General features: G+C 62.9%; 28 protein-coding genes. 15 read left to right on the top strand and 13 right to left on the bottom strand.

The window, feature by feature from the left end; genetic code table 11:
• Positions 1-4 precede the first annotated feature (4 nt).
• The 10 genes from CLU95_RS20450 to CLU95_RS20405 are packed head-to-tail and all read right to left on the bottom strand — an operon-like array spanning position 5 to position 9,783.
• Positions 5-580, bottom strand: coding sequence for a DUF1415 domain-containing protein (locus CLU95_RS20450; protein WP_099795290.1), 576 nt, complete (start codon positions 578-580; stop codon positions 5-7).
• Positions 577-1,857 (bottom strand): MFS transporter, encoded by a 1,281-nt coding sequence (locus CLU95_RS20445; protein WP_099795289.1) that lies wholly within the window; start codon positions 1,855-1,857, stop codon positions 577-579. The genes CLU95_RS20450 and CLU95_RS20445 overlap by 4 nt, the downstream gene beginning before the upstream one ends.
• Positions 1,854-2,990: a deoxyguanosinetriphosphate triphosphohydrolase gene (locus tag CLU95_RS20440; protein ID WP_099797404.1), complete on the bottom strand. Its 1,137-nt coding sequence runs from the start codon at positions 2,988-2,990 to the stop codon at positions 1,854-1,856. Before CLU95_RS20440 ends, CLU95_RS20445 begins: the two co-directional genes overlap by 4 nt.
• Positions 2,987-4,111 (bottom strand): 3-dehydroquinate synthase, encoded by a 1,125-nt coding sequence (gene aroB, locus CLU95_RS20435; RefSeq protein WP_099795288.1) that lies wholly within the window; start codon positions 4,109-4,111, stop codon positions 2,987-2,989. Before aroB ends, CLU95_RS20440 begins: the two co-directional genes overlap by 4 nt.
• 33 nt (positions 4,112-4,144) lie before the next feature.
• The gene (locus tag CLU95_RS20430) at positions 4,145-4,693 is read right to left on the bottom strand and encodes a shikimate kinase (protein ID WP_099795287.1); all 549 of its coding nucleotides are present in this window, start codon (positions 4,691-4,693) and stop codon (positions 4,145-4,147) included.
• A 23-nt stretch (positions 4,694-4,716) separates the two neighbouring features.
• Complete coding sequence (gene pilQ / locus CLU95_RS20425) at positions 4,717-6,864, bottom strand: type IV pilus secretin PilQ (RefSeq protein WP_099795286.1); 2,148 nt, start codon at positions 6,862-6,864, stop codon at positions 4,717-4,719.
• The gene (locus CLU95_RS20420; RefSeq protein WP_099795285.1) at positions 6,861-7,403 is read right to left on the bottom strand and encodes a pilus assembly protein PilP; all 543 of its coding nucleotides are present in this window, start codon (positions 7,401-7,403) and stop codon (positions 6,861-6,863) included. Before CLU95_RS20420 ends, pilQ begins: the two co-directional genes overlap by 4 nt.
• The gene (locus tag CLU95_RS20415) at positions 7,400-8,080 is read right to left on the bottom strand and encodes a type 4a pilus biogenesis protein PilO (RefSeq protein WP_099795284.1); all 681 of its coding nucleotides are present in this window, start codon (positions 8,078-8,080) and stop codon (positions 7,400-7,402) included. The genes CLU95_RS20420 and CLU95_RS20415 overlap by 4 nt, the downstream gene beginning before the upstream one ends.
• A gap of 6 nt (positions 8,081-8,086) precedes the next feature.
• Positions 8,087-8,707, bottom strand: a complete 621-nt coding sequence (locus CLU95_RS20410; protein WP_099795283.1) for a PilN domain-containing protein — start codon at positions 8,705-8,707, stop codon at positions 8,087-8,089.
• Complete coding sequence (locus CLU95_RS20405) at positions 8,704-9,783, bottom strand: pilus assembly protein PilM (RefSeq protein ID WP_062471776.1); 1,080 nt, start codon at positions 9,781-9,783, stop codon at positions 8,704-8,706. Before CLU95_RS20405 ends, CLU95_RS20410 begins: the two co-directional genes overlap by 4 nt.
• A gap of 226 nt (positions 9,784-10,009) precedes the next feature.
• Here CLU95_RS20405 and CLU95_RS20400 point away from each other — a divergent pair, with 226 nt between their 5' ends.
• The gene (locus tag CLU95_RS20400) at positions 10,010-12,445 is read left to right on the top strand and encodes a penicillin-binding protein 1A (protein WP_441351512.1); all 2,436 of its coding nucleotides are present in this window, start codon (positions 10,010-10,012) and stop codon (positions 12,443-12,445) included.
• A 34-nt stretch (positions 12,446-12,479) separates the two neighbouring features.
• On the opposite strand, the gene cyaY is transcribed toward CLU95_RS20400, so the two are convergent.
• Both cyaY and CLU95_RS20390 read right to left on the bottom strand, forming a co-directional pair.
• The gene (gene cyaY / locus CLU95_RS20395) at positions 12,480-12,812 is read right to left on the bottom strand and encodes an iron donor protein CyaY (protein WP_099795282.1); all 333 of its coding nucleotides are present in this window, start codon (positions 12,810-12,812) and stop codon (positions 12,480-12,482) included.
• On the bottom strand, positions 12,812-13,096 hold the full coding sequence (locus CLU95_RS20390; RefSeq protein WP_099795281.1) for a helix-turn-helix domain-containing protein: 285 nt from the start codon (positions 13,094-13,096) through the stop codon (positions 12,812-12,814). The genes cyaY and CLU95_RS20390 overlap by 1 nt, the downstream gene beginning before the upstream one ends.
• 84 nt (positions 13,097-13,180) lie before the next feature.
• Here CLU95_RS20390 and CLU95_RS20385 point away from each other — a divergent pair, with 84 nt between their 5' ends.
• The 12 genes from CLU95_RS20385 (at position 13,181) to CLU95_RS20340 (ending at position 20,490) form a co-directional block, all read left to right on the top strand.
• A complete protein-coding gene (locus CLU95_RS20385; protein WP_099795280.1) occupies positions 13,181-13,534 on the top strand; it encodes a hypothetical protein in 354 nt (117 codons plus the stop codon).
• Entirely contained in the window at positions 13,531-13,782 is a 252-nt protein-coding gene (locus tag CLU95_RS20380; RefSeq protein ID WP_099795279.1) for a hypothetical protein, read from the top strand. Before CLU95_RS20385 ends, CLU95_RS20380 begins: the two co-directional genes overlap by 4 nt.
• Before the next feature lie 145 nt (positions 13,783-13,927).
• A complete protein-coding gene (locus CLU95_RS20375; protein WP_099795278.1) occupies positions 13,928-14,140 on the top strand; it encodes a hypothetical protein in 213 nt (70 codons plus the stop codon).
• A gap of 450 nt (positions 14,141-14,590) precedes the next feature.
• Complete coding sequence (locus tag CLU95_RS20365) at positions 14,591-15,742, top strand: replication initiation factor domain-containing protein (RefSeq protein WP_099795276.1); 1,152 nt, start codon at positions 14,591-14,593, stop codon at positions 15,740-15,742.
• A 24-nt stretch (positions 15,743-15,766) separates the two neighbouring features.
• Positions 15,767-16,075: a hypothetical protein gene (locus CLU95_RS20360; protein ID WP_099795275.1), complete on the top strand. Its 309-nt coding sequence runs from the start codon at positions 15,767-15,769 to the stop codon at positions 16,073-16,075.
• Between the two features lie 53 nt (positions 16,076-16,128).
• On the top strand, positions 16,129-16,329 hold the full coding sequence (locus CLU95_RS30695; protein WP_143606025.1) for a hypothetical protein: 201 nt from the start codon (positions 16,129-16,131) through the stop codon (positions 16,327-16,329).
• 178 nt (positions 16,330-16,507) lie between these two features.
• Positions 16,508-16,786, top strand: a complete 279-nt coding sequence (locus tag CLU95_RS30690) for a hypothetical protein (RefSeq protein WP_143606024.1) — start codon at positions 16,508-16,510, stop codon at positions 16,784-16,786.
• 2 nt (positions 16,787-16,788) lie between these two features.
• The gene (locus tag CLU95_RS30685; RefSeq protein ID WP_143606023.1) at positions 16,789-16,998 is read left to right on the top strand and encodes a hypothetical protein; all 210 of its coding nucleotides are present in this window, start codon (positions 16,789-16,791) and stop codon (positions 16,996-16,998) included.
• Positions 16,995-17,222 (top strand): major capsid protein, encoded by a 228-nt coding sequence (locus tag CLU95_RS20355; RefSeq protein ID WP_099795274.1) that lies wholly within the window; start codon positions 16,995-16,997, stop codon positions 17,220-17,222. Before CLU95_RS30685 ends, CLU95_RS20355 begins: the two co-directional genes overlap by 4 nt.
• Positions 17,223-17,350: 128 nt before the next feature.
• The gene (locus CLU95_RS30680; protein WP_143606022.1) at positions 17,351-18,952 is read left to right on the top strand and encodes a hypothetical protein; all 1,602 of its coding nucleotides are present in this window, start codon (positions 17,351-17,353) and stop codon (positions 18,950-18,952) included.
• A gap of 2 nt (positions 18,953-18,954) precedes the next feature.
• Positions 18,955-19,278: a DUF2523 domain-containing protein gene (locus CLU95_RS20345; protein WP_099795272.1), complete on the top strand. Its 324-nt coding sequence runs from the start codon at positions 18,955-18,957 to the stop codon at positions 19,276-19,278.
• Positions 19,279-19,281: 3 nt separating this feature from the next.
• On the top strand, positions 19,282-20,490 hold the full coding sequence (locus CLU95_RS20340) for a zonular occludens toxin domain-containing protein (RefSeq protein ID WP_099795271.1): 1,209 nt from the start codon (positions 19,282-19,284) through the stop codon (positions 20,488-20,490).
• Between the two features lie 107 nt (positions 20,491-20,597).
• On the opposite strand, the gene CLU95_RS20335 is transcribed toward CLU95_RS20340, so the two are convergent.
• Positions 20,598-20,846, bottom strand: coding sequence for a hypothetical protein (locus CLU95_RS20335; RefSeq protein ID WP_143606021.1), 249 nt, complete (start codon positions 20,844-20,846; stop codon positions 20,598-20,600).
• A gap of 65 nt (positions 20,847-20,911) precedes the next feature.
• Here CLU95_RS20335 and CLU95_RS20330 point away from each other — a divergent pair, with 65 nt between their 5' ends.
• Both CLU95_RS20330 and CLU95_RS30675 read left to right on the top strand, forming a co-directional pair.
• Positions 20,912-21,487, top strand: a complete 576-nt coding sequence (locus CLU95_RS20330) for a recombinase family protein (RefSeq protein WP_306512874.1) — start codon at positions 20,912-20,914, stop codon at positions 21,485-21,487.
• 219 nt (positions 21,488-21,706) lie between these two features.
• Positions 21,707-22,651: a hypothetical protein gene (locus CLU95_RS30675; RefSeq protein ID WP_143606020.1), complete on the top strand. Its 945-nt coding sequence runs from the start codon at positions 21,707-21,709 to the stop codon at positions 22,649-22,651.
• The last annotated feature ends 31 nt before the right edge of the window (positions 22,652-22,682 follow it).

Below are 22,682 nucleotides of genomic sequence, written 5' to 3'. Positions count from 1 at the left end.
TTGTTCATGGCGTGGCGCTTCCCGGGCCGACGTCGAGCGCGGCCCAGCCGGTCGGACCCAGGGCTTCAAGCGTCTCGATGTTGCGCTCGAAGATGGCCTCGGCCTCCGGAAAGGCTTCGACCGCGCGGTCCATGCTGTCTTCACGCAGCAGGTGCAGCGTGGGGTACGGCGCGCGGTTGGTGGCGTTGGTGATGTCGTCGGGCTCGGTGCCGCCGAACTGGAAGTGCGGGTGAAAGCTGGCGAGTTGCAGCACGCCGTCGAAGCCCGCACGGGCCAGCTTGTGCTCGGCGCGCTCCGTGAAATCGTTGAAGTCGAGAAAGTCCGCCAGGGCGTGGGGGACGATCAGCAAGGTGGTGTCGCGCACCTCGGCGTCGAGCGCCACGAGCGCGCGGGCTTCGGCCAGCAACGCGTCGATCAGGCGGCCTTCGTGGGTATCGAGGTAGGTGACGTAGTGGATCTGGCCCTTCACATGCACCGCCTTGGCGAAGGGGCACAGGTTGAGGCCGATCACGGCACGCTCAAGCCAACGGCGGGTGTCGGCTTCGGCTTGTGCGGTTTCAATGATGTTTGAGTCGCTCATGGCGTGGCCTCCGCCAGCTTGCGAATGCGCCCGAGGCGCGTGGCGACCGCCATGCCGGCGAGCGAGCAAGCCAGTGTGGCGGTCCAAGTCCAGTGCCAGCCACCGACGCGGTGCGCCACCCAGGCCACCGCAGGCGGCGCCAGGAACTGGCCGAGTGACGACGCCTGCTGCATCAGGCCGACCGTGGTCGACACGGTGCTCGGCCCCGGCGCCAGCCGCACACCCAGCAGGAACAGCGTCGCAGGCACCATGCCGCCGCCGAGCGAAAAAGCACAGATCGCGGCGTAGCGCAGCGCGGGTGGCAGGCCCAGCGCCTCGGCGCCCTGCCCCACCTGCGCGAAGGCGGCGACACCGCCCAGCGCCATGGTCAGGAAACCCCATTGCAGCAGGCGTTCAGGTGCCACGCCGCGTTGCAGCCAGCGGCCGCCCATGAGGTTGCCGACGATGTTCATCGCCGCGGCCAGCGCGGTCAGCACCGCGCTCCAGGCGGCCGGCACCTTCGCGTCGGCATAGATGGCGGGAAGAAAACCGATCACGGCCATCCACTGGGACGAGTACACGGCGAAGGTCAGCGCGATCAGCCACGGCGCGCGCGCCCCGACCGTCTCGCGCAGCCGCGAGGCCCAGCCGGACGATGCGGGCTGGGAGCTCGCGCCGACGACGCGGGCCCGGTCGTGTGGCACCGCCAGCCATACCCAGAGCGCAGCACCCGCCGACACCAGCGACAGCGTCCACCACCAGTCGGCCCATCCGCCCCAGGCGATCAGGGCCGGCCCGATGAGCAGCGCGAGCGCCACGCCGAGCGGCATGTAGGCGCCCCACAAGCCCAGCGCGGCCTTGTCGGCGCCCGCCGGCGTCAGTGCGCGGATGAGCCCCGGGCCGGGCATCACCGCCATCAGGAAACCGATGCCTTCGGCTGCGCGCAGCACGAACAGCCACAGCACCGCGTGCGACTCGCCCAGCAGGCCGGCGCCGACGGCACCTCCGAGCAGGCTGGCCGTCGTCAGCACCGCCAGCCCGACCAGCATGCTGCGCCGCAGCCCGATGGAATCGGCCGCGAGCCCGGCCAGCAGCCCGAGCGTCATGCTCGCGACCTGGACCAGCGAGAGCAGGAAACCAGCTTCGACCAGGTCGATGCCCAGCGATGCCTGCAGCGCCGGAACGGCAGGCGGCAGCTTGCCCAGGTGCAGCGCGGCGCTGACGCCACCCAGCACGACGGCGAAAGCCGCGGCCGGCACGCGGGCCGACGTGCTGTTCGAGCGCACGGCCGCCGTCATGCGATGCCCCGGCGACCGGTCAGCCGCTCGTGCTCGCGCATGGCGAAGCGGTCGGTCATGCCGGCGATGTAGTCGGCCACGGCGCGGTGCCGGTCGCGGCGCTCGGCGTACGACGCGGGCATCTCGGTGCCGCGCGCAAGGTAAGCATCGAACAGCTCGCGCACGACCTCGCTCGCCTGGTCGGTGGTCTGCGTGACCTGCGGGTGGCGGTAGAGGTTGCGGAAGAGGAACTGCTTGAGCGCCTCCGACTGCGCCTGCATGGCGCCGCTGAAGGCCACCAGCGGTGGCGCCTGGCGCACGGCGTCGGCATCGAACGGCCCCAGCGCTTCGATGGCCGCACGCGTCGTGTCGATCACGTCGTAGACCTGCGCGCTGAGCATGCGGCGGATGGTTTCATAGAGCACGCGTCGACCCTGGCCCGGCAGCTGCGGATGCTCGGCCAGCGCCTCACGGCGGTAGCGCTCGAACAGTTCGACATCGGCCAGTTGCTCGACGCTGATGAGGCCCGAGCGCACGCCATCGTCGATGTCGTGCGCGTTGTAGGCGATGGCGTCAGCGAGGTTGCACAGCTGCGCTTCGAGCCCCGGCTGCGTGCGGTCGAGAAAGCGGCGCGCCACGCCCTGCGGCTCGGCGGCCTCGATGCGTTCGGCGTTGGCGCGCGAGCAATGCTTGAGGATGCCTTCGCGCGTTTCGAAGCTGAGATTCAGGCCGTCGTACTGCGGGTAGCGGTGCTCCAGCGCATCGACCACGCGCAGGCTCTGCAGGTTGTGCTCGAAGCCGCCGTGTTCGGCCATGCAGGCATTGAGCGCGTCCTGGCCGGCGTGGCCGAAGGGCGTGTGGCCGAGGTCGTGGGCCAGCGCGATCGCCTCGACCAGGTCTTCGTTGAGGCGCAGCGCGCGCGCGATGGAGCGGCCCAGCTGCGCGACTTCGAGCGAATGGGTGAGCCGCGTGCGAAACAGGTCGCCTTCGTGGTTCAGGAAGACCTGGGTCTTGTAGACCAACCGGCGGAAGGCGGTCGAATGAACGATGCGGTCGCGATCGCGCTGGAAGGCGTCGCGCGTGGGCGCGGGCGGCTCCGCGTGACGCCGTCCGCGCGAGCGCGCGGGATGGCAGGCGTACGCCGCAAGGCTCATGCCGCGCAGCACTGCGCGAGCACGTCGCGCACCATCGCGTCGGGCGCGCTGCGCACGACGGCGGAGCCGGGTCGGTCGATCACCACGAAGCGGATCTCGCCGGCTTCCGATTTCTTGTCGACGCGCATCAGCTCGAGGTAGCGCTCGGCGCCCAGTGCCGGTCCCACGATGGGCAGGCCGGCCCGCTCGATCAGGCGGGTGAGCCGCGCGACGAAGGCCGCGTCGACGCCGCCGAGCCGCTGCGACAGCTGCGCCGCCATGACCATGCCGCAGCCGACGGCCTCGCCGTGCAGCCACTCGCCGTAGCCGAGGCCCGACTCGATGGCATGGCCGAAGGTGTGGCCGAAATTGAGGATGGCGCGCAAGCCGGTTTCACGCTCGTCCTGGCCGACCACAAGCGCCTTGATCTCGCAACTGCGCTTGACGGCATGGGCCAGCGCAGCAGGGTCGCGCGCCACCAGCGCGTCGATGTTCGACTCGATCCAGTCGAAAAAGGCCGTGTCGTAGATCGGGCCGTACTTGATGACTTCGGCCAGGCCCGCGCTCAGTTCGCGCGGGGGCAGCGTCTGCAGCGTGTCCAGATCGCACAACACGAGCTGCGGCTGGTAGAACGCGCCGATCATGTTCTTGCCCAGCGGATGATTGATGGCCGTCTTGCCGCCCACCGAGGAATCGACCTGCGCCAGCAGCGTGGTCGGCACCTGCACGAAGGGCACGCCGCGCATGTAACTGGCGGCCGCGAAACCCGTCATGTCGCCCACCACCCCGCCGCCGAGCGCGAACAGCACCGTCTTGCGGTCGCTGCCGTGGCCCAGGAGCGCGTCGAAGATCAGGTTGAGCGTTTCGAGGTTCTTGTGCACCTCGCCATCGGGCAGTTCGAGCAGGTGGACCGTGCGGAACCGGTCAGCCAGCACGGTGCGCAGTGCCTGGGCGTAGAGCGGCGCCACGGTGGTGTTGCTGACGACCAATGCGCTCGCGGCCGCGGGAACGACGCCGAAGCTGGCGGGGTCTCCCAGCAGGCCGCCACCGATGAGGATCGGGTAGCTGCGCTCGCCGAGCTGGATCTCGACGCGTTCGGGCTGTTGTGAGGCGGAAAGTGCGGGCGAAACGGACAGGGACATGGCCGCGAGTTTAGGCGCTCGGGCCTGCCGGGGTCAGTCGGAGGGCTCTTCCGGATGGGCGCCGGGCTCGACCACGCCGGCCAGTTCGAGCTGCATCACGATGAGGTTGACGAGCACCGCAATCGACGGGCGGCCGGTGTCGACCACGTCATGGGCCGTTTCCCGGTAGAACGGATCACGCGCATCGTGCAGCTCGCGCAGCCGGCCCAGTGGATCGGCCACCTGCAGGAGCGGGCGCTTGACGTCGTGGCGCAGGCGCCGAAACAGGTCTTCGGGCGACGAACGCAGGTAGATGACGTGGAAATGGCCGCGCAACTGCTGGCGGTTGGCCTCGCGCAGCACGGCGCCACCGCCCGTCGCCAGCACGCCGTGGGGGCTGGTGGCCAGGTCGGCAATGACCGCCTGCTCGATGTCGCGAAAGGCGGTTTCGCCTTCGCGATCGAAGAAATCACGGATCGTGCAGCCGATGCGCTGCTCGATCACGTGATCGGTGTCGATGAAGGGAGTGTTCAGCCGAGCGCCCAGGCGCCGGCCCACTGCGGACTTTCCGGCGCCGGGCAACCCGACGAGTGCGACCGCCACGCGGTGGCTGCTACGCCCGCGCGTCAGCGCGCGGCGTTGCGGTCGGTAATCATCTTCGGGGTGATAAAGACGAGCATTTCAGTCTTGTTGGCAACGCGTTCGCGCTTGCGGAACAATGCCCCCATGTAGGGGATTTCACCCAGCACCGGCACGCGCGATTCGTCATTGGTTTCGGTGAGTTCGAAGATACCACCGATGACGACCGTGCCGCCGTTCTCGACCAGCACCTCGGTCTGCACGTGCTTGGTGTTGATGGCCGGACCCGCCGAGGTGTTGACGCCACGGGCGTCCTTGCTCACATCCAGGGTCAGGATGATGTTGCCCTCGGGCGTGATCTGCGGCGTGACTTCCAGCTTCAGCACCGCCTTGCGGAACGAGATCGAGGTGGCGCCGCTGGAGGTGGCCTGCTGGTAGGGGATTTCTTCGCCCTGCTCGATCAGCGCCTTGGTCTGGTCGGCCGTGATGACGCGGGGGCTGGACACCAGCTTGCCCTTGCCGTCGGCTTCGAGGGCCGAGATTTCAAGGTTCAGCATGCGCGACAAGCTCGAGTTGAACAGCGAGATCGCGAAGGCACCGGCCGCATTGCCGGTGCCGCCGGCATCGCCTGCGGGCAGGTTGATGAAGTTGGAGTTGGTCCAGGTGGCTGCGGCGGCGCCGACGCCACCGGTGGTGGTGGTGGGCATGACGCCGAAGGTGCCGTATGCCGGATTGCCGTTGGCCGACGCGACGCGTTCGCGGGAGATACCGCCGCCCATCCGCACGCCGAGAGACTTGCCGAAGGTGTCGGAGGCTTCCACGATGCGCGCTTCGATCAGCACCTGCCGAACGGGAATGTCCAGCTTCTGGATCAGATCGGTGACCTGCGCCAGGCGCGAGGGAATGTCGGAAACAAACAGCTGATTGGTCCGCGATTCAGCGATCACGCTGCCGCGAGGGCTCAGGATGCGCGAGGTGGTACCACCGCCGCCACCACCACCACCGCCCGCCGATGCGCCAGTCCCCGTCAGGCCCTGTGCAATCGCAATAGCCTTCGTGTAGTTCAGCTGGAACGACTGCGTCCGCAGCGGCTCCAGGTTCTCGATCGCCGCCTTGGCTTCGAATTCGAGCTTTTCCTTGGCGTTGATCTCATCCTTGGGCGCGATCCACAGCACGCTGCCGTTCTTGCGCATGCCCAGGTTCTTCGCCTGCATGATGATGTCCAGCGCCTGGTCCCAGGGCACGTCCTTCAGCCGCAGCGTCAGCGCACCGTTGACCGAATCGGAGGTCACGATGTTGAAGTTCGTGAAGTCGGCAATCACCTGCAGCAGCGAGCGGATCTCGATGTTCTGGAAGTTGAGCGACAGCTTCTCGCCGTTGTAGCCCACACCCTGCGTGAGCTTGCTCGGATCGATCTTGCGGGCACGGACTTCCACCACGAACTGGTTCTCGCTCTGGTAGGCACTGTGCTCCCAGTCGCCCTTGGCATCGATCGTCATGCGCACGCGGTCACCCGATTGCTGCGACGTGATGAGTTGCACAGGCGTTCCGAAATCGGCCACATCCAGGCGGCGGCGCAGGCCTTCGGGCAGCGTCGACTTGGTGAATTCCACGACCAGGCTCTTGCCTTGCTGCTTCACATCGACGCCGACCTGGTTGTTCGGCAGGTCGACCAGCACGCGGCCGGTGCCGTCGGCACCGAGGCGGAAATCAACATCGCGCAATGGCAGGGTGTCGCGGTTGCGGTTCTCGGCGAAAGTGGTCGCGGCAGAGACCGCGAGCGCCGTTCCGGCGACCGGCTCGAGCACGACCAGCAACGACTTGCCCTGGATCTCGGCCTTGTAGGCCGTGGCCTGCTTCAGGTTCAACACCACGCGGCTGCGATCACCGGCCTGCACCACGTTGACCGAACGCAGGTTGCCCTGGTTGACCTCGATGGCCGAACGCCCGATGGCGTTCGTCACGCCCGGGAAGTCCAGCGCGATGCGCGCCGGTGTCTGCACGGAGAACCCGGCGGGCACCGCAGTGAGCGGCTGGGCCAGGTCGATACGGATCACTTCCGCACCCGACTGGGTCGAGCTCGTTACCGATTCAATCGCGTTTTGCGCATGGGCGACGGTCAGGGCACCGAAAGCCAGCAGACCCAGCCCGGCGGCGCGCAGCCACTGTGCCATCGTTGATTTTTTTTGGTTCATTTCGCACTCTCTTGCAACTGCAGCGTGGCTACGCGTTCGATCCATTCGCCGGCGGCGTCCTGCACGATCTCGCGCAGGGCGACTTCGGTTTCGTTGATACGGGTGATGCGCCCGTAGTTGAGCCCCAGGTACTCGCCGACGCGCACCTTGTAGAGCAGCTTGTCCACGCGCACGAGCGCCACCGGCTGGCCGTTGCGGTTCATGCTGCCGACCATCGCCATGGTGTCGAGCGGAAACCCCTCGAGCGCCTCCTTTCGGCGCGCCAGTTCAGGAGCGATCAACTCGGAGGTGCTCGGCTGGTTCGACTCGCGGCGCAGCGCCTGCGTCAGCTTCAGCATGTTGAAGGGCTCGAAGGACGAGGCCTCGGTGTAGGCCTGTGGCGTGAACTTCTTGGGCTCCGAGATCGGCGGCACCGAAGGCTTCACCTGGGCGCGCTCCTCGACCATCCAGCGCTGCAGGTCTTCCTGGTCGGAATTGCCGCAGGCGCTCAGGCCCAGCGTGGCCAATGCCAGCCACAGAACTCTGGCGACCGGCTTCATTTCTTCGCCTTCGGCGCCGTGGCGCGTTTCTGGGCGGCCCGCTCGTCTTCATCGAGGTAGCGGTAGGTGCGCGCGGTGGCGTCCATCGTCAGCACGTCCTTGTCCTTCTGCGGTGTGACGGTCACATTGTTGAGCGTCACGATGCGCGACAGGCTGGCCACGTCGGCCGCGAAGGCGCCCATGTCGTGATACCGGCCCGTGACGCGCACGGCGATCGGCAGCTCGGCGTAATAGTCCTTGACCGAGACCTGGCCCGGGCGGAACAGCTCGAACTGCAGGCTGCGGCCGAGGCCGGCCTGGTTGATGTCGGAGAGCAGTGCATCCATTTCCGCCTTGCTGGGCAGTTGCTTCTCGAGCAGGATCACGTACTGCTGCACCTGTTCGCGCTGCTTTTTCAGCAGGTCGAGGTTGGCGGCTTGGGCCACCTTCTTCTTGTAGTCAGCTCGGAGCGTGACTTCCTTGGCGCGCTCGGCTTCAAGCTCGTCATTGGAGTTCGTGAGCCAGACAAACCACAGGCCTGCCAGCGCCGCTGCGGTCACGGCAAGGCACAGCGCGTAGCGCGGCACCGCCGGCCACATCGAGGGATCGTTCGGATTCAGTCCGCGGAACTGGTCGCCGAAGTTCCGCAGTGCGGTGGCGACGTCGACTTTGGGGAGAGATCGGTTGCTGATGGCCATGATCGGTTACCCCTTCGCCTGTGCCTTGGCGGCCAGGGCTTTGTCGGCCTCCGCCTTCTGGGCATCGGTGGGCCGCTTGAGGCCGATGCGCATCGTGAAGTTCGCCACACGGCGCTGGTCGCGCTGGCTCAGGTTCACGTTGGTCGAGGTGATTTCGACCAGCTCGGGCTTCACCAGCCAGGGGCTGTTGTTGCCGAGGTTGCGCAGTAATTCCGACACGCGTTCGTTCGACTGCGCCATGCCTTGCAGGGTCACGGTCTGGTTGTCCTGCTTCATGCTGGTGAGATAGACGCCGTCGGGCAATTGCCGGACAAGCTCGTTGAGCAGGTGCACTGGCAGATTGCGGTCGCCTTGCAGGTCTTCCACAGCCAGTTGGCGCGCGCGAAGGGCCGCGATTTCGTCCTGCAGCGTCGAGATTTCCTTGATCTCGACTTCGAGTTTCTTGATCTCGGCCTGCAGAAAACCGTTCTTCGAACGTTGCGCGGAAATCTGGGCTTCGAACCAGAGGTAGCCCAGGCCGGCGATCAGAACGCCAAGCAGCGCGGCGGCGCCCAGGGTGCCGTAGAAGGCCTCGCGGCGGCGCTTGCGCGCGGCTTCGCGGTGTGGGAGCAGATTGATCAGGATCACTGCAGGAACCTCCGCATGGCCAGGCCGCACGAGGTCAGATAGGAAGGCGCTTCACGGCGAACCTTCTTCTCGCGAATGCTGGGGCCGAAGTCCATACCGTCGAACGGATTCACGAGCGAGCAGGCGAACGAGGTCTGGCGGGTCACGGCATTCGTCAACCCCGGCAGCGACGACGATCCACCCGCGAGCAGCACGTAGTCGACGCGGTTGTGCGGCGTGCTGGTGAAGAAGAACTGGAGCGCGCGCGCGATTTCCTGCGCGATGCTTTCGACGAAGGGCTTGAGCACGCCCGAGCCGTAGTCGTCGGGCAGGTCGCCGCTGCGCTTCTTGGCCTCGGCCTCTTCAGCGGAGAAACCGTACTGGCGCACGATCAACTGGCTAAGTTGTGCGCCGCCGAAAGCCTGGTCGCGGTCGTACAGCACTTCCTGGTTGCGCAGCACCTGCATGCTGGTCGTGAAGGCGCCCACCTCGAACAGCGCCACGATGGCGTCCACGCCCTTGCCGGGAAGCTGCTCGATCAGGCGCGCCGTGGCCAGCCGAGAGGCGTATGACTCGACATCAAGAATCATCGCCTTGAGGCCGGCGGCTTCCGCCAGGCCTTCGCGGTCCTGCACCTTCTCTTTGCGGGAGGCGGCGATCAGCACCTCAACGTCGCCAACGGACGTCGTGCTCGGACCCGTCACGCAGAAGTCGAGACTCACTTCATCGAGCGAGAACGGGATGTACTGGTTGGCTTCGGACTCGACCTGGATCTCGAGCTCCTGCTCGCTCATGCCGCCCGGAAGAATGATCTTCTTGGTGATGACCGCCGAGGGCGGCAGCGCCAGCGCGACGTTGCGGGTCTTGGTGCCGCTCTTGCGCACCACACGGCGCACGGCTTCGGCGACTTCGTCGAATTTTTCGACGTTGCCGTCGGTGATCCAGCCGCGTTCGAGCGGCTCGATGGCGCAGCGCTCCAGAACCAGCTTGCCGCTGGCCTCGCGGCCGAGCTCCACCAGCTTTACGCTGGACGAACTGACATCCAGTCCCAGCAGGGGGGCATTCTGACGACGAAACAATGATCCAAGAGCAGCCAAGTTAGGTCCCTCTCCCCCTGTTATTTGTAACCAATGGAAAAATATGCGTTCGGTTGCATGCTAGCAGCAGGCACAGCGCCCACCAAGCGTGCAGAAAGCCCGGAACCGACAACCGTTGTCAAAACGTGACGTCAAAGCCGCATTCTGTAACTTTCTGCTTAGCCCCAGGAGAGGGAATGCGCGAGGTAACAAAGATCAGCAGGCGCCGAGGGGGCGGCTTTTTATAATGTCCGGTGACTCTCCGGGCCCCCATGCAAGAAACTTCCAGCCCCAAGGGGCGCGCCAAGACCCCTCCCCCGAACGCCCCTTCTGGCTGAAATGGCTGTTGCGTTTCGTGTTCTGGGGCGCGGGCATCGCTGCGGCGGGCCTGCTTTCCATCCTGTGCGTGGTGGCCGTGGCCCTGGCAGTGGCCTATCCCAACCTGCCGGACATCTCTGAGCTTTCCGATTACCGCCCCAAGCTGCCGCTGCGCGTCTTCTCCGCCGAAGGCACGCAGATCGGCGAATTCGGGGAAGAACGACGCAACCTCACCCCCATTGCCGCGATCCCCAAGGTCGTGAAGGACGCCGTCCTCGCCGCCGAAGACAGCCGCTTCTATGACCACGGCGGGGTCGACTACAAGGGCCTGGTTCGCGCCGGCCTGGCGAATCTGAATCGCGTGAAGAGCCAGGGCGCGTCGACCATCACCATGCAGGTGGCTCGCAACGTCTACCTGAGCTCCGAGAAGACGCTGACGCGCAAGATCTACGAAGTGCTGCTGACCTTCAAGCTGGAGCACATGCTCAGCAAGGACCAGATCTTCGAGATCTACCTGAACCAGATCTACCTCGGAAACCGCGCCTACGGTTTCGCAGCCGCCTCCGAAGCCTATTTCGGCAAGCCCCTGTCCGAGATGACGATCGCCGAGGCCGCCATGCTCGCCGGCCTGCCGAAGGCACCCGGGGCGAACAACCCGGTCAACAACCCGCAGCGCGCACGTGGACGCCAGTTCTACGTGATCGACCGCATGCAGGAAGCCGGTTTCATCACCGCCGAGCAGGCGGCCGAGGCCAAGAAAGAACAGCTGCACCTGCGCGACGCTGCCGATCCGAACCGCCTGCACGCCGAGTACGTCGCCGAAACCGTGCGCCAGCTGATGTACGCGCAATACGGCGACAGCACCTACACGCGCGGCCTCAAGGTCTACACCTCGCTGGTCGCGGCCGACCAGGCGGCTGCCTACAAGGCGCTGCGCAAGGGCATCATGGACTACGAACGCCGTCAGGTGTACCGCGGCCCCGAGAAGTTCATCGACCTGCCGAACGACCCCAAGGAGCTCGACGAAGCGGTGGACGACGTGCTGAACGACCACCCCGACAACGGCGACGTGATGGCGGCCGTGGTGCTCAAGGCCACGCCCAAGGAAATCCAGGCCATCCGGGCCAACGGCGATGCCGTGCAGATCACCGGCGACGGCCTCAAGCCTGCGCAGTCCGGCCTGTCGGACAAGGCACCGCCCAACATCAAGATCCGCCGCGGCGCCGTGATCCGCGTCGCGAAGACGCCCAAGAACACCTGGGAAATCACCCAACTGCCCGAGGTCGAAGGCGCGTTCGTCGCCATGGACCCGCGCGACGGCGCCATCAAGGCGCTGGTCGGCGGCTTCGACTTCGGCAAGAACAAGTTCAACCACGTCACACAGGCCTGGCGCCAGCCGGGCTCGAGCTTCAAGCCTTTCATTTACTCGGCGGCGCTCGAAAAGGGCTTCACCCCTGCCACGGTCATCAATGACGGCCCGCTGTTCTTCGACGCCGGCACCACCGGCGGCCAGCCCTGGGAACCCAAGAACTACGGCGGCGGCTTCGACGGTCCGATGTCGATGCGCACGGCGCTGATGAAGTCGCGCAACCTCGTGTCGATCCGCATCCTGCAATCCATCGGCACGCGCTACGCGCAAGACTGGATCACCAACTTCGGCTTCGACAAGGACAAGCACCCCGCCTACCTGCCGATGGCACTGGGCGCCGGTGCCGTCACGCCGATGCAGATGGCGGTGGGCTACTCGGTGTTCGCCAACGGCGGCTACCGCGTGAATCCGTACCTCGTGACCCGCATCACCGACCACAAAGACCGCGTGCTGGTCGACGTCCAGCCGCCGCTGCTGAATGAAACGTCGCGCGCCATCCCGCAGCGCAACGCCTTCATCATGGACACGCTGCTGCAGTCCATCACGCGCGCCGGCACGGCCGCAAAGGCGCAGGCGATGCTCAAGCGACCCGACCTCTACGGCAAGACCGGCACCACCAACGACTCGCTCGACGCCTGGTTCGCAGGCTTCCAGCCCACCATGACGGCGATCTCGTGGATCGGCTACGACACGCCGCGCAACCTGGGCGACCGCGAAACCGGCGGCGGCCTGAGCCTGCCGATCTGGATCAACTACATGGAAACCGCCCTCAAGGGCGTGCCTGTGACCGACCTGTCGACCACGCCGCCCTCGGGCATCGTGACCGTCGGCGGCGAGTGGTACTACGACGACTACGCGCCAGGCCGCGGCGTGTCGAGCCTGGGCGTGGAGTCTTCTGCGCCGGTGGCCCCTGCGGAAGCCCTGAGTGGCCCGGCGATCAGCGCGCCCGCGCCGCCCGAGGAGCGCAACCGCATCCTCGACCTGTTCAGGAACTGATCAAAAAAGAAGGAAAGCGGCGGGAAGCGGCGGCTCAGGCCGCCGCGAACACCAGCGGCAGCCCCGCCTGCAGGGTCGCCTCACGGGAGAGGTTGCCGAAGAACTCCTCGCCGGTCTTGGTGTCCACCCACACCCGGCCGTCGTGCCGGTAGTGGTAGCCGCCGGAGCGTGCCGCCAGCCAGATTTCATGCAGCGGCTTCTGCAGGTTCACGATCAATTGGCTGCCGTTCTGGAACGACATCGTGATCATTCCGCCGACCCGCTGGTTGTCGATGTCGGCGTCGGTCGCGTCGTTGATGCGGTCGCAGCCCTGCTCGATGGCGGCAAGTGCCGCCTCGGCGTGGTCCATGTACTCGGTGTCGGTCATTACAGTTTTTGAATCCGGGCAAGCGCTTTCGTAAGCGCCGCCTTTGCTCGCTGTCCTTTTGGTGTGTCCAGGTCGATCCCTGCGATTACGCCTTCTAGCGCCTCGGCTGCCGGGTCCTTCCCCGCGATATCGGCTAGTGCTGCGCGGTCCGTCGGGCTGCATGCCCGCTTCCCACTCTTCCACGCACTGATCGTTGGCTGCTGCATGCCCAGCACCTGAGCGAGCTTGTATTCGCTTCCAGCTATCGATGCTGCTTGCTCGATAAGAATATTCAATTGGCTCATAGATAGCACCTTTGCTAATATCCTCTTACGTTAGCAACTTTGCTAAGCGTTAGCAGGTCTAGTAATTCTGCCACCGGAGCCGCCATGCACCAAATCTCTTTTTCCGCCTTCGCGAAACGGCACGCTGAGCGCGATGCTGATTTCCTCGATTGCGCGCCCTCGGCCGTCCAAACCGAGGAGGTCAAGGCCATGGCGGCTCCGGCCTCGTCGGGGTCGAGGGCGTGCTCCCTTCGTGATCGCCGAATTGAGGCTGTATCGCGTGCTGCGGTGCGGCGTTGGGGTGCTGCCGGGTTTGTCGGTTCGTGCGATCGCTGGGCGGTTGTTGCTCATTGCGATGAGGGGCCGAGGGTCTACAAGTTCGCGGGGCGGCCCAAGCCGGCGATGGTGATCGAGGGGCATCTCGTTGAGACCTTGGTTCGTTTGCAGGTGGCAGCATGAGCATCGTTCGCGCTGCTGTTGGTCGTCCAGCCATTCACGTCGATAACGCCGCCAAGGTCCGCGCGCATCGTGCCGCGAAGGGCCGTATCGAGTTCACAGACGATCCCAAGATCAAGCAGACCATTGCTGGTATTGCCAGCGAACTCGGCTGCTCTGAGGCCGATGTGCTGCGGTCTATTACTCGTTTCGCGCTGACGAATCGCAACTGGAAGCAGGTCGGCCTCTACGGCTCCAAGGGGCTGCAATGAGCGCGAACGACAGCCAACATGAAACGCCTTTCGACCGTTGGGCGTATCGGGCTCTGTGTGGCATCGGGATTGCGCTCGCTGCTGGCATCGCCTCGGGGATCGTCTACGGCTACTGGAACTGTCTGCTGAACGCGCCGTGTGTGCGATGACCGCCGCCGAAAAGCTCGAATGGAAGCGCCGCGCACGTGCGGCGATCACCGCGCCGATTCCTCCCGCTATTCGCGACGGCTCGGCCAATGTCTCGGTTCAGTACCGCGACGATGCTGCCGTCTGCGCGGCCTTCGTTCGTCGCGGTGTGCAGCCCGACCGCGCCATGGTCGCGTGCTTGCGCCTGGAAGGTCAGCAGGGTCGCCTATGACCTCGATTACGGCCTATGAGGCGGTGCAGCGCGCGCTACGTGACTGGTCCCTCGCCTCGCCCCCTTCTTTGCTAAGCGGCTGCTCCGTGGCGTGCAGCCACGGCCTGCCTATCGCTGCGGCTCGAAGAGACGTAGCCCGCCAGCAGCGTGTGATCCCCCTGAAGCGCGAGGGATCGTTAGTCGCGCAAGCGATTGAGACGCCGTACCCGGTGGCTCAACCCGAAGGGCAAGAGCCCGGTCCGCAGGACGCGCCCGCACTCGATGGCGCATGCCTCCTGCAATGCCTCTACCTCGCCGACCGTTGCGACCGCCGATGCGAGGGCTGTGCTGCGACGACCGGCGACGCCAGCGTCGCGCGACAGGGCTTGCCCGGCGCCGACGCGGCGGCGCTCGGTATTCATACCCCCCCGAGTAACACGGGGGTAAACAACGAAGTTGATGAGGTGGGCAATGGCGGTTGACGAAAAGCTGGTTCTCGAAGGCAACCGCGTGAAGGTGTTGACCCAAGGTCGGCAAGTCGCCGCTGTTGCTCAGTCTGGAGTGATCGTTGATTACTTCCGCTTCACGTTCAAGCGCGCCAATGTGCCGCATACCCGCAAGGTTCCCGGTGACACCGATGACCAGAATCTGGCTCGCTGGTTCGCGCACGTCTTCGCCCAGCTGCTCGGCTTTGTCGTCGGCGTAGATCGTCCGGGTCGTGACTACTACGAGTTCACGACGACCATAGACAACGCTTTCGGCCATGAAGTGGCGAGCGTATCAGCGGGCGGCGAATCGCAGCGCGGCACGATCTGCGTGACTGTGAAGGGCGAGGGTTGCACCTACGCTCTACCGGGCTGGGAGAAGCGTGTCCACGAGTACTTCGGCGAGTTTGCGCCGACGATCACCCGCATCGACCTGGCGAAAGATTTTTTCGAGGGTGAGGTCGATATCAGCGAGCTGGTCGGGCTCTACAAGGCTCACGGCTTCAGCTACCGCAATCGCAGGCCTAAGCACAACTGCCATGGCGCATGGATCGGCATCGATGACGACGATGCTGATGACTTCACCAGCGTGAAGCTCGACCGTATCGACTTTCGCAAGATCGCGGCTGTGACGCTTTTCAAGCCCGGCGACTCGCGCACGTTTCAAGTCGGCTTGCGTGAAAGCGGCAAGCTCTTTCGCGGCTACGAAAAGGGCCATGCCTTCGGCGACCTGTCCTCGAAGTGGCTGCGCGGAGAAGTCGAGCTGCGCAACGTCAACCGCGTCATTCCGTGGGATGCAGTCATCGAGCCCGCGCAGTTCTACGCGGGGGCCTACGAGGCCACCAACTGGCTGTGCAATCACCACATTGCTGTTCGTGTGCCCACGGCGACCAAGGTTGCCGAGGCAAGTGCTGAGCGCTGCATTGCATGGGTGCGCCGCGTTGTTGCGCCGACCCTCGTGCAAATCACGAAGGTGATGCCCGATGAGGGCTGGCTTGTCGGCCTCGTTCTTGAAGAACAGAACCGCCGCGTGCCGCGTTCGCTGCGCGGCCTCAATCACCACACCATGCAGCACGGAATCGCCGAGGCGCTGCGCAAGTACACAAATCCCGAGGTTCCGGCCCTCGCGGTTCTTTGATTCAGCCGGTTAAAGGAAATCACCATGAAGTTCAATCAAGTCATCCACGTTGTGGGCATGAAGTCCAGCAAGGGCACGCTGGAGAACGGCAACGGCTACGACTCCACCAAGGTTTACGCACTGGTCGATCTTGACGCGTCCAAGGGCACTGCGAAGGGCATGGCCAGTTCGGAATTCAATCTGGGCACCAGCGATGAATTCTCGAAGTACAAGCACCTGCCGTTTCCGTTCGAGGCCGAGGCTGAAATGGAGATCGTCACGAACGGCAAGCTGACGAAGACCGTCATGCATGCCCTCAAGCCTGTGGCCCGTGCGGCCAACAAAGCGGCCTGACGCACCAAGGGTATTCGGAAGCGCAATCCGCATTTCGTTTCCGGTACACGGCCATGCAAGTCGCACCACGTTACTACGTCCAAGGCACAGAGGATCACTCGTTCCTGCGTGCCGATGGCGAGGGCGGTGTGGATTACACGCCGCTCATTACCAACGCTACGCCGTTCACTAGTGCGGATGCAGCAGCTGATGCTGTGCAGGACCACTGCGGCGGTGAAGCGGTTGTGTTCCGTTGCTATCAGCTGGAGTCGTGATGTTCACAGCTGAACATCTGATGGCTGCGGCGCTCACCGGTCTGCTCTTCGGGCTTGGCTTCTGCGCTCTCGCGTGGTGGTCCGGCGAGTCGGCTGAGCGTCGTGTTCGCATCGATCGTGCGCGCCGTCGCGATCACTCGAAAGTGCCGTGCATACGTGCGGTGATAGGAGCCGCATCGTGACATTGACACCCGAGGACATGAAGGTCCTGTTCCAAGTTGTTTCGATCACGGCGTTCGTGTCCGGCGTGACTGGCTACGTCGGTGGATTTCTCTTCGGAACGCTCATGCAGGTCGGTGTGGACTGGTTGCGTCGTCGCGGTGCACGTGCTCCGTTCGTTGAACGTGCGGAGGCATTCGAGCGGCGCGCTCGGCGTTGGGCAGCAGCGCATTCGCGCATCGCTGCACGCAATCGTCGTGAAGCCATTCGGCGCGGTGATTGGGTCGATGAGGTTTAGCCGTGGCTGACCCGATCGTCATCGAATGCGCCTCCGCGTGCACCGTCACGGTGGTGCACGAACTCTCAATTCCGTTGCTTCAGTTAACGCCTGAGCAGGGAGAAGAAATCGCGCTCGCAATTTTGGGCGTGTGGGCGATTGCTTGGTGCATCCGGCAAGTGATCGTCGCTGTTCGTCAATCCGGAGCATCAAAAGAGGAAACAGAGTCATGAAGAAGTTTGCGAGCTATGTGAAGCGCAGTCTTGCGCCTGTCGTGGTCGGCGCTGGTGCGCTGTCGGTTCTTCCGGCACGTGCAGCCATCGACGTCTCGGCTGTGGTTGCCAAGATCGCCGAGTACAGCGGTGTCGATTCGCCCATCGTGGAGATCGGCGGCGCGATCCTGTTGGTGGTGTTGACCATCGCTGCCCTCGTCTGGGTGCGTCGCTCCCTCAAGTGATCACGGTCGGTTGATCGCGGGACCCCGGCTTGATCACCCGGGGGCTTCTTCAAAGTGCTCGCGTCGAGTGCTTCGCAGAGGGCAAGTCACATGGGTCTGTTCGTCATCATCGCGATCTTGGGGGCGGCATGGCTCATCTTCTCCGTCTGATCGTTGCCTTCGTATTGCTGGGACTGTCGCTGTCGGCAAGCGCTCTTGTCCCGCAGGCCAGCGGGTATATGCCGGGAACCGCTTCTGATGGTGGTTTCATCGGTGGGACTGCTTACCCGACGGTCGATGGTGCATGCACTGCTTTTCAAAGTTTTTACAACACGCAGAGTGGTCCCTATTCCGCCGTGTATGTGGGCAACGCACCGTTCGGAAGCAGCGGCAACTCTTGGCAGTGCTATGCGGACTTGACCAATAAGTCGACTGGTGCGCTTTTCACGCACAACGCCAATGGCTATGCGGTCAAGGGCGGTTTGACTTGCCCGGCCAATAGCGCTCAGGTTGCTGGCGGGTGTCAGTGCACAGCGCCCTATGTGGAGAACGCTGCGCATACAGCGTGCGAGGCGCCGCCGGACCCTTGCTTGGCTTTGAAGGGGCAGTCAGCTGGTGTTTGGTGGAAAGACACCGGCGATGACAACGGCTTGCCCGCGAAAGTGGGTTTTAGCGTCTGTGACAAATATCAGTCGGCGGGCAACGGCTTGTGCGTGGTGACTGTTCCGTCTCGCACGGCTCTGTGCGGTCAGGCGGAGGGCGGTTGGTGGCGGTGTTCTGGTGAGGGGTTCTATACGGGCAGTACTGCCGCCGCGCCTTCGAAGTGTTCTCAAAGCGGTCCCGGTGGGACTGGCGATAGCGCGAGCGATCCGATGCCATCGACGCCCCCTGTTGGTATGCCACCAAAAGCACCGGATCAGCCTGCGCCGGGAACGGCTGCGCCAGCGCCTTGCCCTGTGGGGCAGGCTCCTGGCACTTTCAACGGAACGAGTATGTGTAAGCCTGTCGGCACTGATCGTCCTCAGGTCGCTGATGCTCCTGGGAACGGCGATAGCACGACAAATAACAGTGATGGAAGCTCGACCACGAGCACTAGGACTGGCACGACAAAGTGCGCAGAGGGGCAGTGCACGACAACGACAAATGTCACCAATGTGACGACGAATGCGCCCGGCAACGATGCGTGTCCCAGTGGTCAGACTCCCGGTACGAAGACGGTGAATGGTCAGACTCGCAGGACGTGTACCGGAACGACCAGTGGTACTTCGTCGGAAGCTCAGTCTGGCTTTTGCGAGAAAAATTCCAAGGACAAGCAGTGCGACGGCGATGGGGCTGATACCAGTTTTGGTGGGGCATGCGCCGGTGGTTTTAAAGCAGTGAGCGATGACGCTGTGTTGAACGCGATGGCAGAGGAGCAGTACAGGCGCAATTGCGAGTTCTTTGAGAAGAAGCCTGATGCGACCGACGAGACGCGCGCCTATGACGCGATGCTCGCGAAGGGCAAGCAGGGCGGCGATCAAACTGGCGACCTGCCTGAAGGATCGAAGCGTGATTACACGATTGGGCCCAGCGATTTCGATTACTCCAGCGCGATCGGATCACAGCAGTGCTTCCGTGATCGCAACGTATCTATCTGGGGGCGCAGCATCGTGATTCCCCTTTCCGTCGTCTGCCCGTGGCTTGAGATCCTGGGAAACATCCTCGTTGTCGTTGGCTCGTTGCTCGCGGCACGTATCGTCGTAAGGGGCTGACCATGCCTGCATTTCTTCCTTGGGTCCTTGCGGCCTTTTTCGGTGGCCTGCGCTACGTCGCAGGATCGCTCGCTGTTCAGGTGTTGGTCGGCCTCGGCATCGGTGTTGCCACGTATACGGGCATGGATATCAGCCTCACTTTTTTAAAGCAGCAGGCTATGCAGGCGCTCGGCGGCTTGCCTGCGGAAGTCATCGGCGCGCTCGGGTTCGCAAAGGTTGGTGTGTTCATCAACATCGTGACAAGCGCCATGGTCGCGCGCATGAGCATGACCATGATTCGAAACGCTGCCGGTGCGCTTGTGGTCAAGCGCTTCTTCAAGCTGTAAGCCATGTTCTACCTTCGCACTGGTGGGAATGGCTCGGGCAAAACGCTGCTCACGCTGAAGGACGTTCGCGCGCTTCAGCTGGAAAGCGGGCGTCCGGTGTGCATCAACATTCGCCCGGCGAATGACCCGAAGAAGCCAAATGAGCCCTACTGCAATATCAAGCCCGAGAAGCTCGAAGAGTTCGGGTGGAAGAAGGTTCGCTTCGAGGATTGGGAAGCGCAAGAGGACGGCACCATCTTCCTCATCGATGAGTGCCACTACGATCTGCCAGGACGACCAGCGAGCCAGCGGCCACCGAGTCACATTCAGCGGCTTACAGAGCATCGCTCACGCGGCTTTGATTTTTTCCTGCTGACCCAGCATCCCAAGAATGTCGATAGCTTCGTGCGCAATCTGGTGCAGGCTCCGGGTTGGCATCAACACATCAAGCGTTTGGGCGGCGCGATGCCGGTCGCAAACTTTCACCAGTGGGATGCAGTCGAGCTGGAGTGCCACAAGTTCGGTAGTGCCAAGAATGCCGACACGAAGACTCGGCCATATCCGAGTGACGTCTACAAGTGGTATGACTCGGCCACGATCCACACCGGCAAGAAACGCATTCCGTGGCGGGTGTGGTTCATCCTTGCGGCGGTCGTGTTGATCCCAATTTTGTTCATGCGCGGGTTCTCGCGCGTCGGCGGCGATGAGCCTTCGAAGAAGTCGGGGGCGAAAGCAGATTCGGCGCAGCGCGGCTCGGCCGCTGGCGGTGCAGTCGTGCAGGTGAAGACCCCTTCGGAGTACATCGCGAGTTATCAGCCGCGGATTCCGGGGCTGATGCACACCGCTCCGGCCTACGATGGCTTGACCACGCCTAAGCGCGTTCCTGTGCCTGCTGCGTGTGTGGAAATGGCGAGTAAGGGGTGCAAGTGCTACACGCAGGATGCGACGCCCTACCCTGTCGATCTGATGATGTGTCGTCAGCTCGTGGCGCATGGAGCTTTCCTTGCGTTCCAACCGGAAGGCGAGGATCGGCTGGGCGTGGGTCGGCAGATTCAATCGCCGAAGACACCGGAGTCTGCGCAGATGGTCGCCAGCGCGTCCCCGGGCCTCGTCTTGATAGGTGGGGGCATCCCCACTGCTCCGAGCGCTCCTGTGGCTCCTATCGCGGAAGGTGGGGCGACGCCTCGCGTCCAGCCCGGCTCAAAGTGGTCCTTCACCACACAGCCGCAGTAGATCGCCGGCTGTTTTTTCTATGTAGTGAGTCGCGCGATTTGAGCGCGTTCGAGGTGTGCGGGTGCGCTGGTATCGCCGAGAGAGATTCGAGTTTCGTTACCGGTTCGCTAGTCGGCGCGGAAATAGTCGGTATTTGGGGATTCCTTCGGGCTCATGTTGGCGACGAATCGCTGGAAGGCTCGAAGCTTTGCTTCTTCGCGTTGCTCCCAGCGACGCACTACGCTGATTGACCAAGCGATGCCCCAGCACATGAGAGCCAGCACTGCAATTCCGGCAATGAGGTTGATGGCGATGAAGATTTGGGCGTCTCGCTGCAGCTGCATTGCCCATGCTTCGAATTGGTGATCTGGTCGCACGTTCTTCTCCTTTGGGCTAGTCTACAAGTGCTTACAAAAGCTTCAAGAGGACGGGAGGGCTACTGGTGCTGATTGGATACGCGCGGGTATCTACTGCGGATCAAAACACGTCGATTCAATACGAGGCATTTCTGAGGGCAGGCGTGAGCTACGTTGTCGAGGAAAAGCGATCTGCGGTGAAGAAGCGTCCTGTGCTCGAGGATGTGCTTCAGAGGATTGGTCCGGGCGATACGTTGGTGGTCTACAAGATGGATCGTCTTGCGCGTTCGCTGGTCCACCTGCTGAGCGTTTTTGCGCATCTTGAGGCTCGCTCTGCGGGGTTTCGGTCACTGACTGAGCCTATCGAGACAGAGACGCCCGTGGGGCGCCTATTCATGCAGATGTTGGGATCGTTCGCGGAGTTCGAGCGCGCGCTGATTCGCGATCGCTGCCTGGCCGGGCAGATTGCGGCCCGAGCTCGTGGTCAAGTGTGGGGAAGGCCTCGGGTGCTGGGGAGCGAGGATGAGGCCGGAGTGGTCGAAATGTATCGCTCTGGGTTCTACACCGTTCCGCAGATTGCCCAGATGCTGGGCGTTGGGCTGGGTGCAGTGCGCGGGCCGCTGTGCCGGGCTGGATTGCTTTCAACTCGGTACCTTCGATAGGGCTTCATCAATCGAACGACTCATTCACTACAAAACCCGTCGAGCTACGCACATTTTTTGCCGCAGAAGGGTTCGTAGCATGGACAGCCCGCCGCCCCTCATGTAACCATCGATTTCCAACCTACCCGCCCCGCGGGCCTTTAATATTTTCACCCTCGTATGTCTGGCTTAATAGAACACAATAGCAACGGCAATGGTCGAATCAATCGAACAGTCAGAATGGGGGCTTCAAATGAAGTCATCTCGCTAAAGACCTATCAGGATTTCTACCATCAAATTACAGGCCGGACGGAACAAATAAAAAAACAATACTCAGAAAATTTACTGATTGAATTTTCCGACATCGAGCAATTAAATCACAAAATATTTCAGCTTTGCGACATTCACCACATTGTTGCCAAGAATGAAATTATTTCCGTATTTCATGACAAGGACCGAAAAGAGGTTTTTACCTCTTTTGATCGATTCAAGGCTTACAACACCAATTCGCCAAATCATTGCGTGAGTGTTGTTTTAAAGTACAACTTCTCTCTAATACCTGCCGGCTTGGATCATCCGCAAGAGTATGTGGTCAATGTTCGGTTGACTTCGCGAATTGCCTTCATCCGGCAACTGGAGGAGCAGGCACCGCCTTTTATGAGAGGGAGGCTTTTGGGTTTTGTGGGCGAGAGCACTGCCGAGATATCAGTCGACTATGCCGATTACGTAGTCGCAAGAGGATATCTAGAGGCATTTGACGAATGGATAAAGGGCTGCAAGAAAACCCCAAAAAATCAGTCGCAGGGCTTTCTTACCAAATGGTCGTATACCATTCCTTCTATAGCAAAGACCGTGGGTGCAATTCTTGTCACGGCATTTGCATGGAAAGCAATTCCTGATTTATTTTCAGAGCCATCCAATCTTGTTACCTTGGCAAGATTTTTCGTCATTTATGGTGGGTGCGGAATTATCGTCATCAACCTGATGGCGGCAGCGGGTCGGGCCCTAGAAGATGCGATTGATTGCTACCCCACGCTTTCCTATTTAAAACTCAACAAAGGGGATGAAAATCTAATTTCCGACTTTGAGAAGAAGAAAAGAGGGGTTGTTTGGAAGTTTTTTATTGCTGCTGCTTCGAATATCGCTCTTGGCATTCTTGCTTCCAAGCTCGAAAAGCTGATCTGACGGGGGACTCCCTTGCGTGTGCTGATGTGGG

This window comes from Variovorax sp. 54, assembly GCF_002754375.1.
In the GTDB taxonomy this organism is placed as follows: Bacteria; Pseudomonadota; Gammaproteobacteria; order Burkholderiales; family Burkholderiaceae_C; genus Variovorax.
Note: the sequence above shows the minus strand (reverse complement) of the source record. Positions and strands in the feature narration are given on the sequence as shown.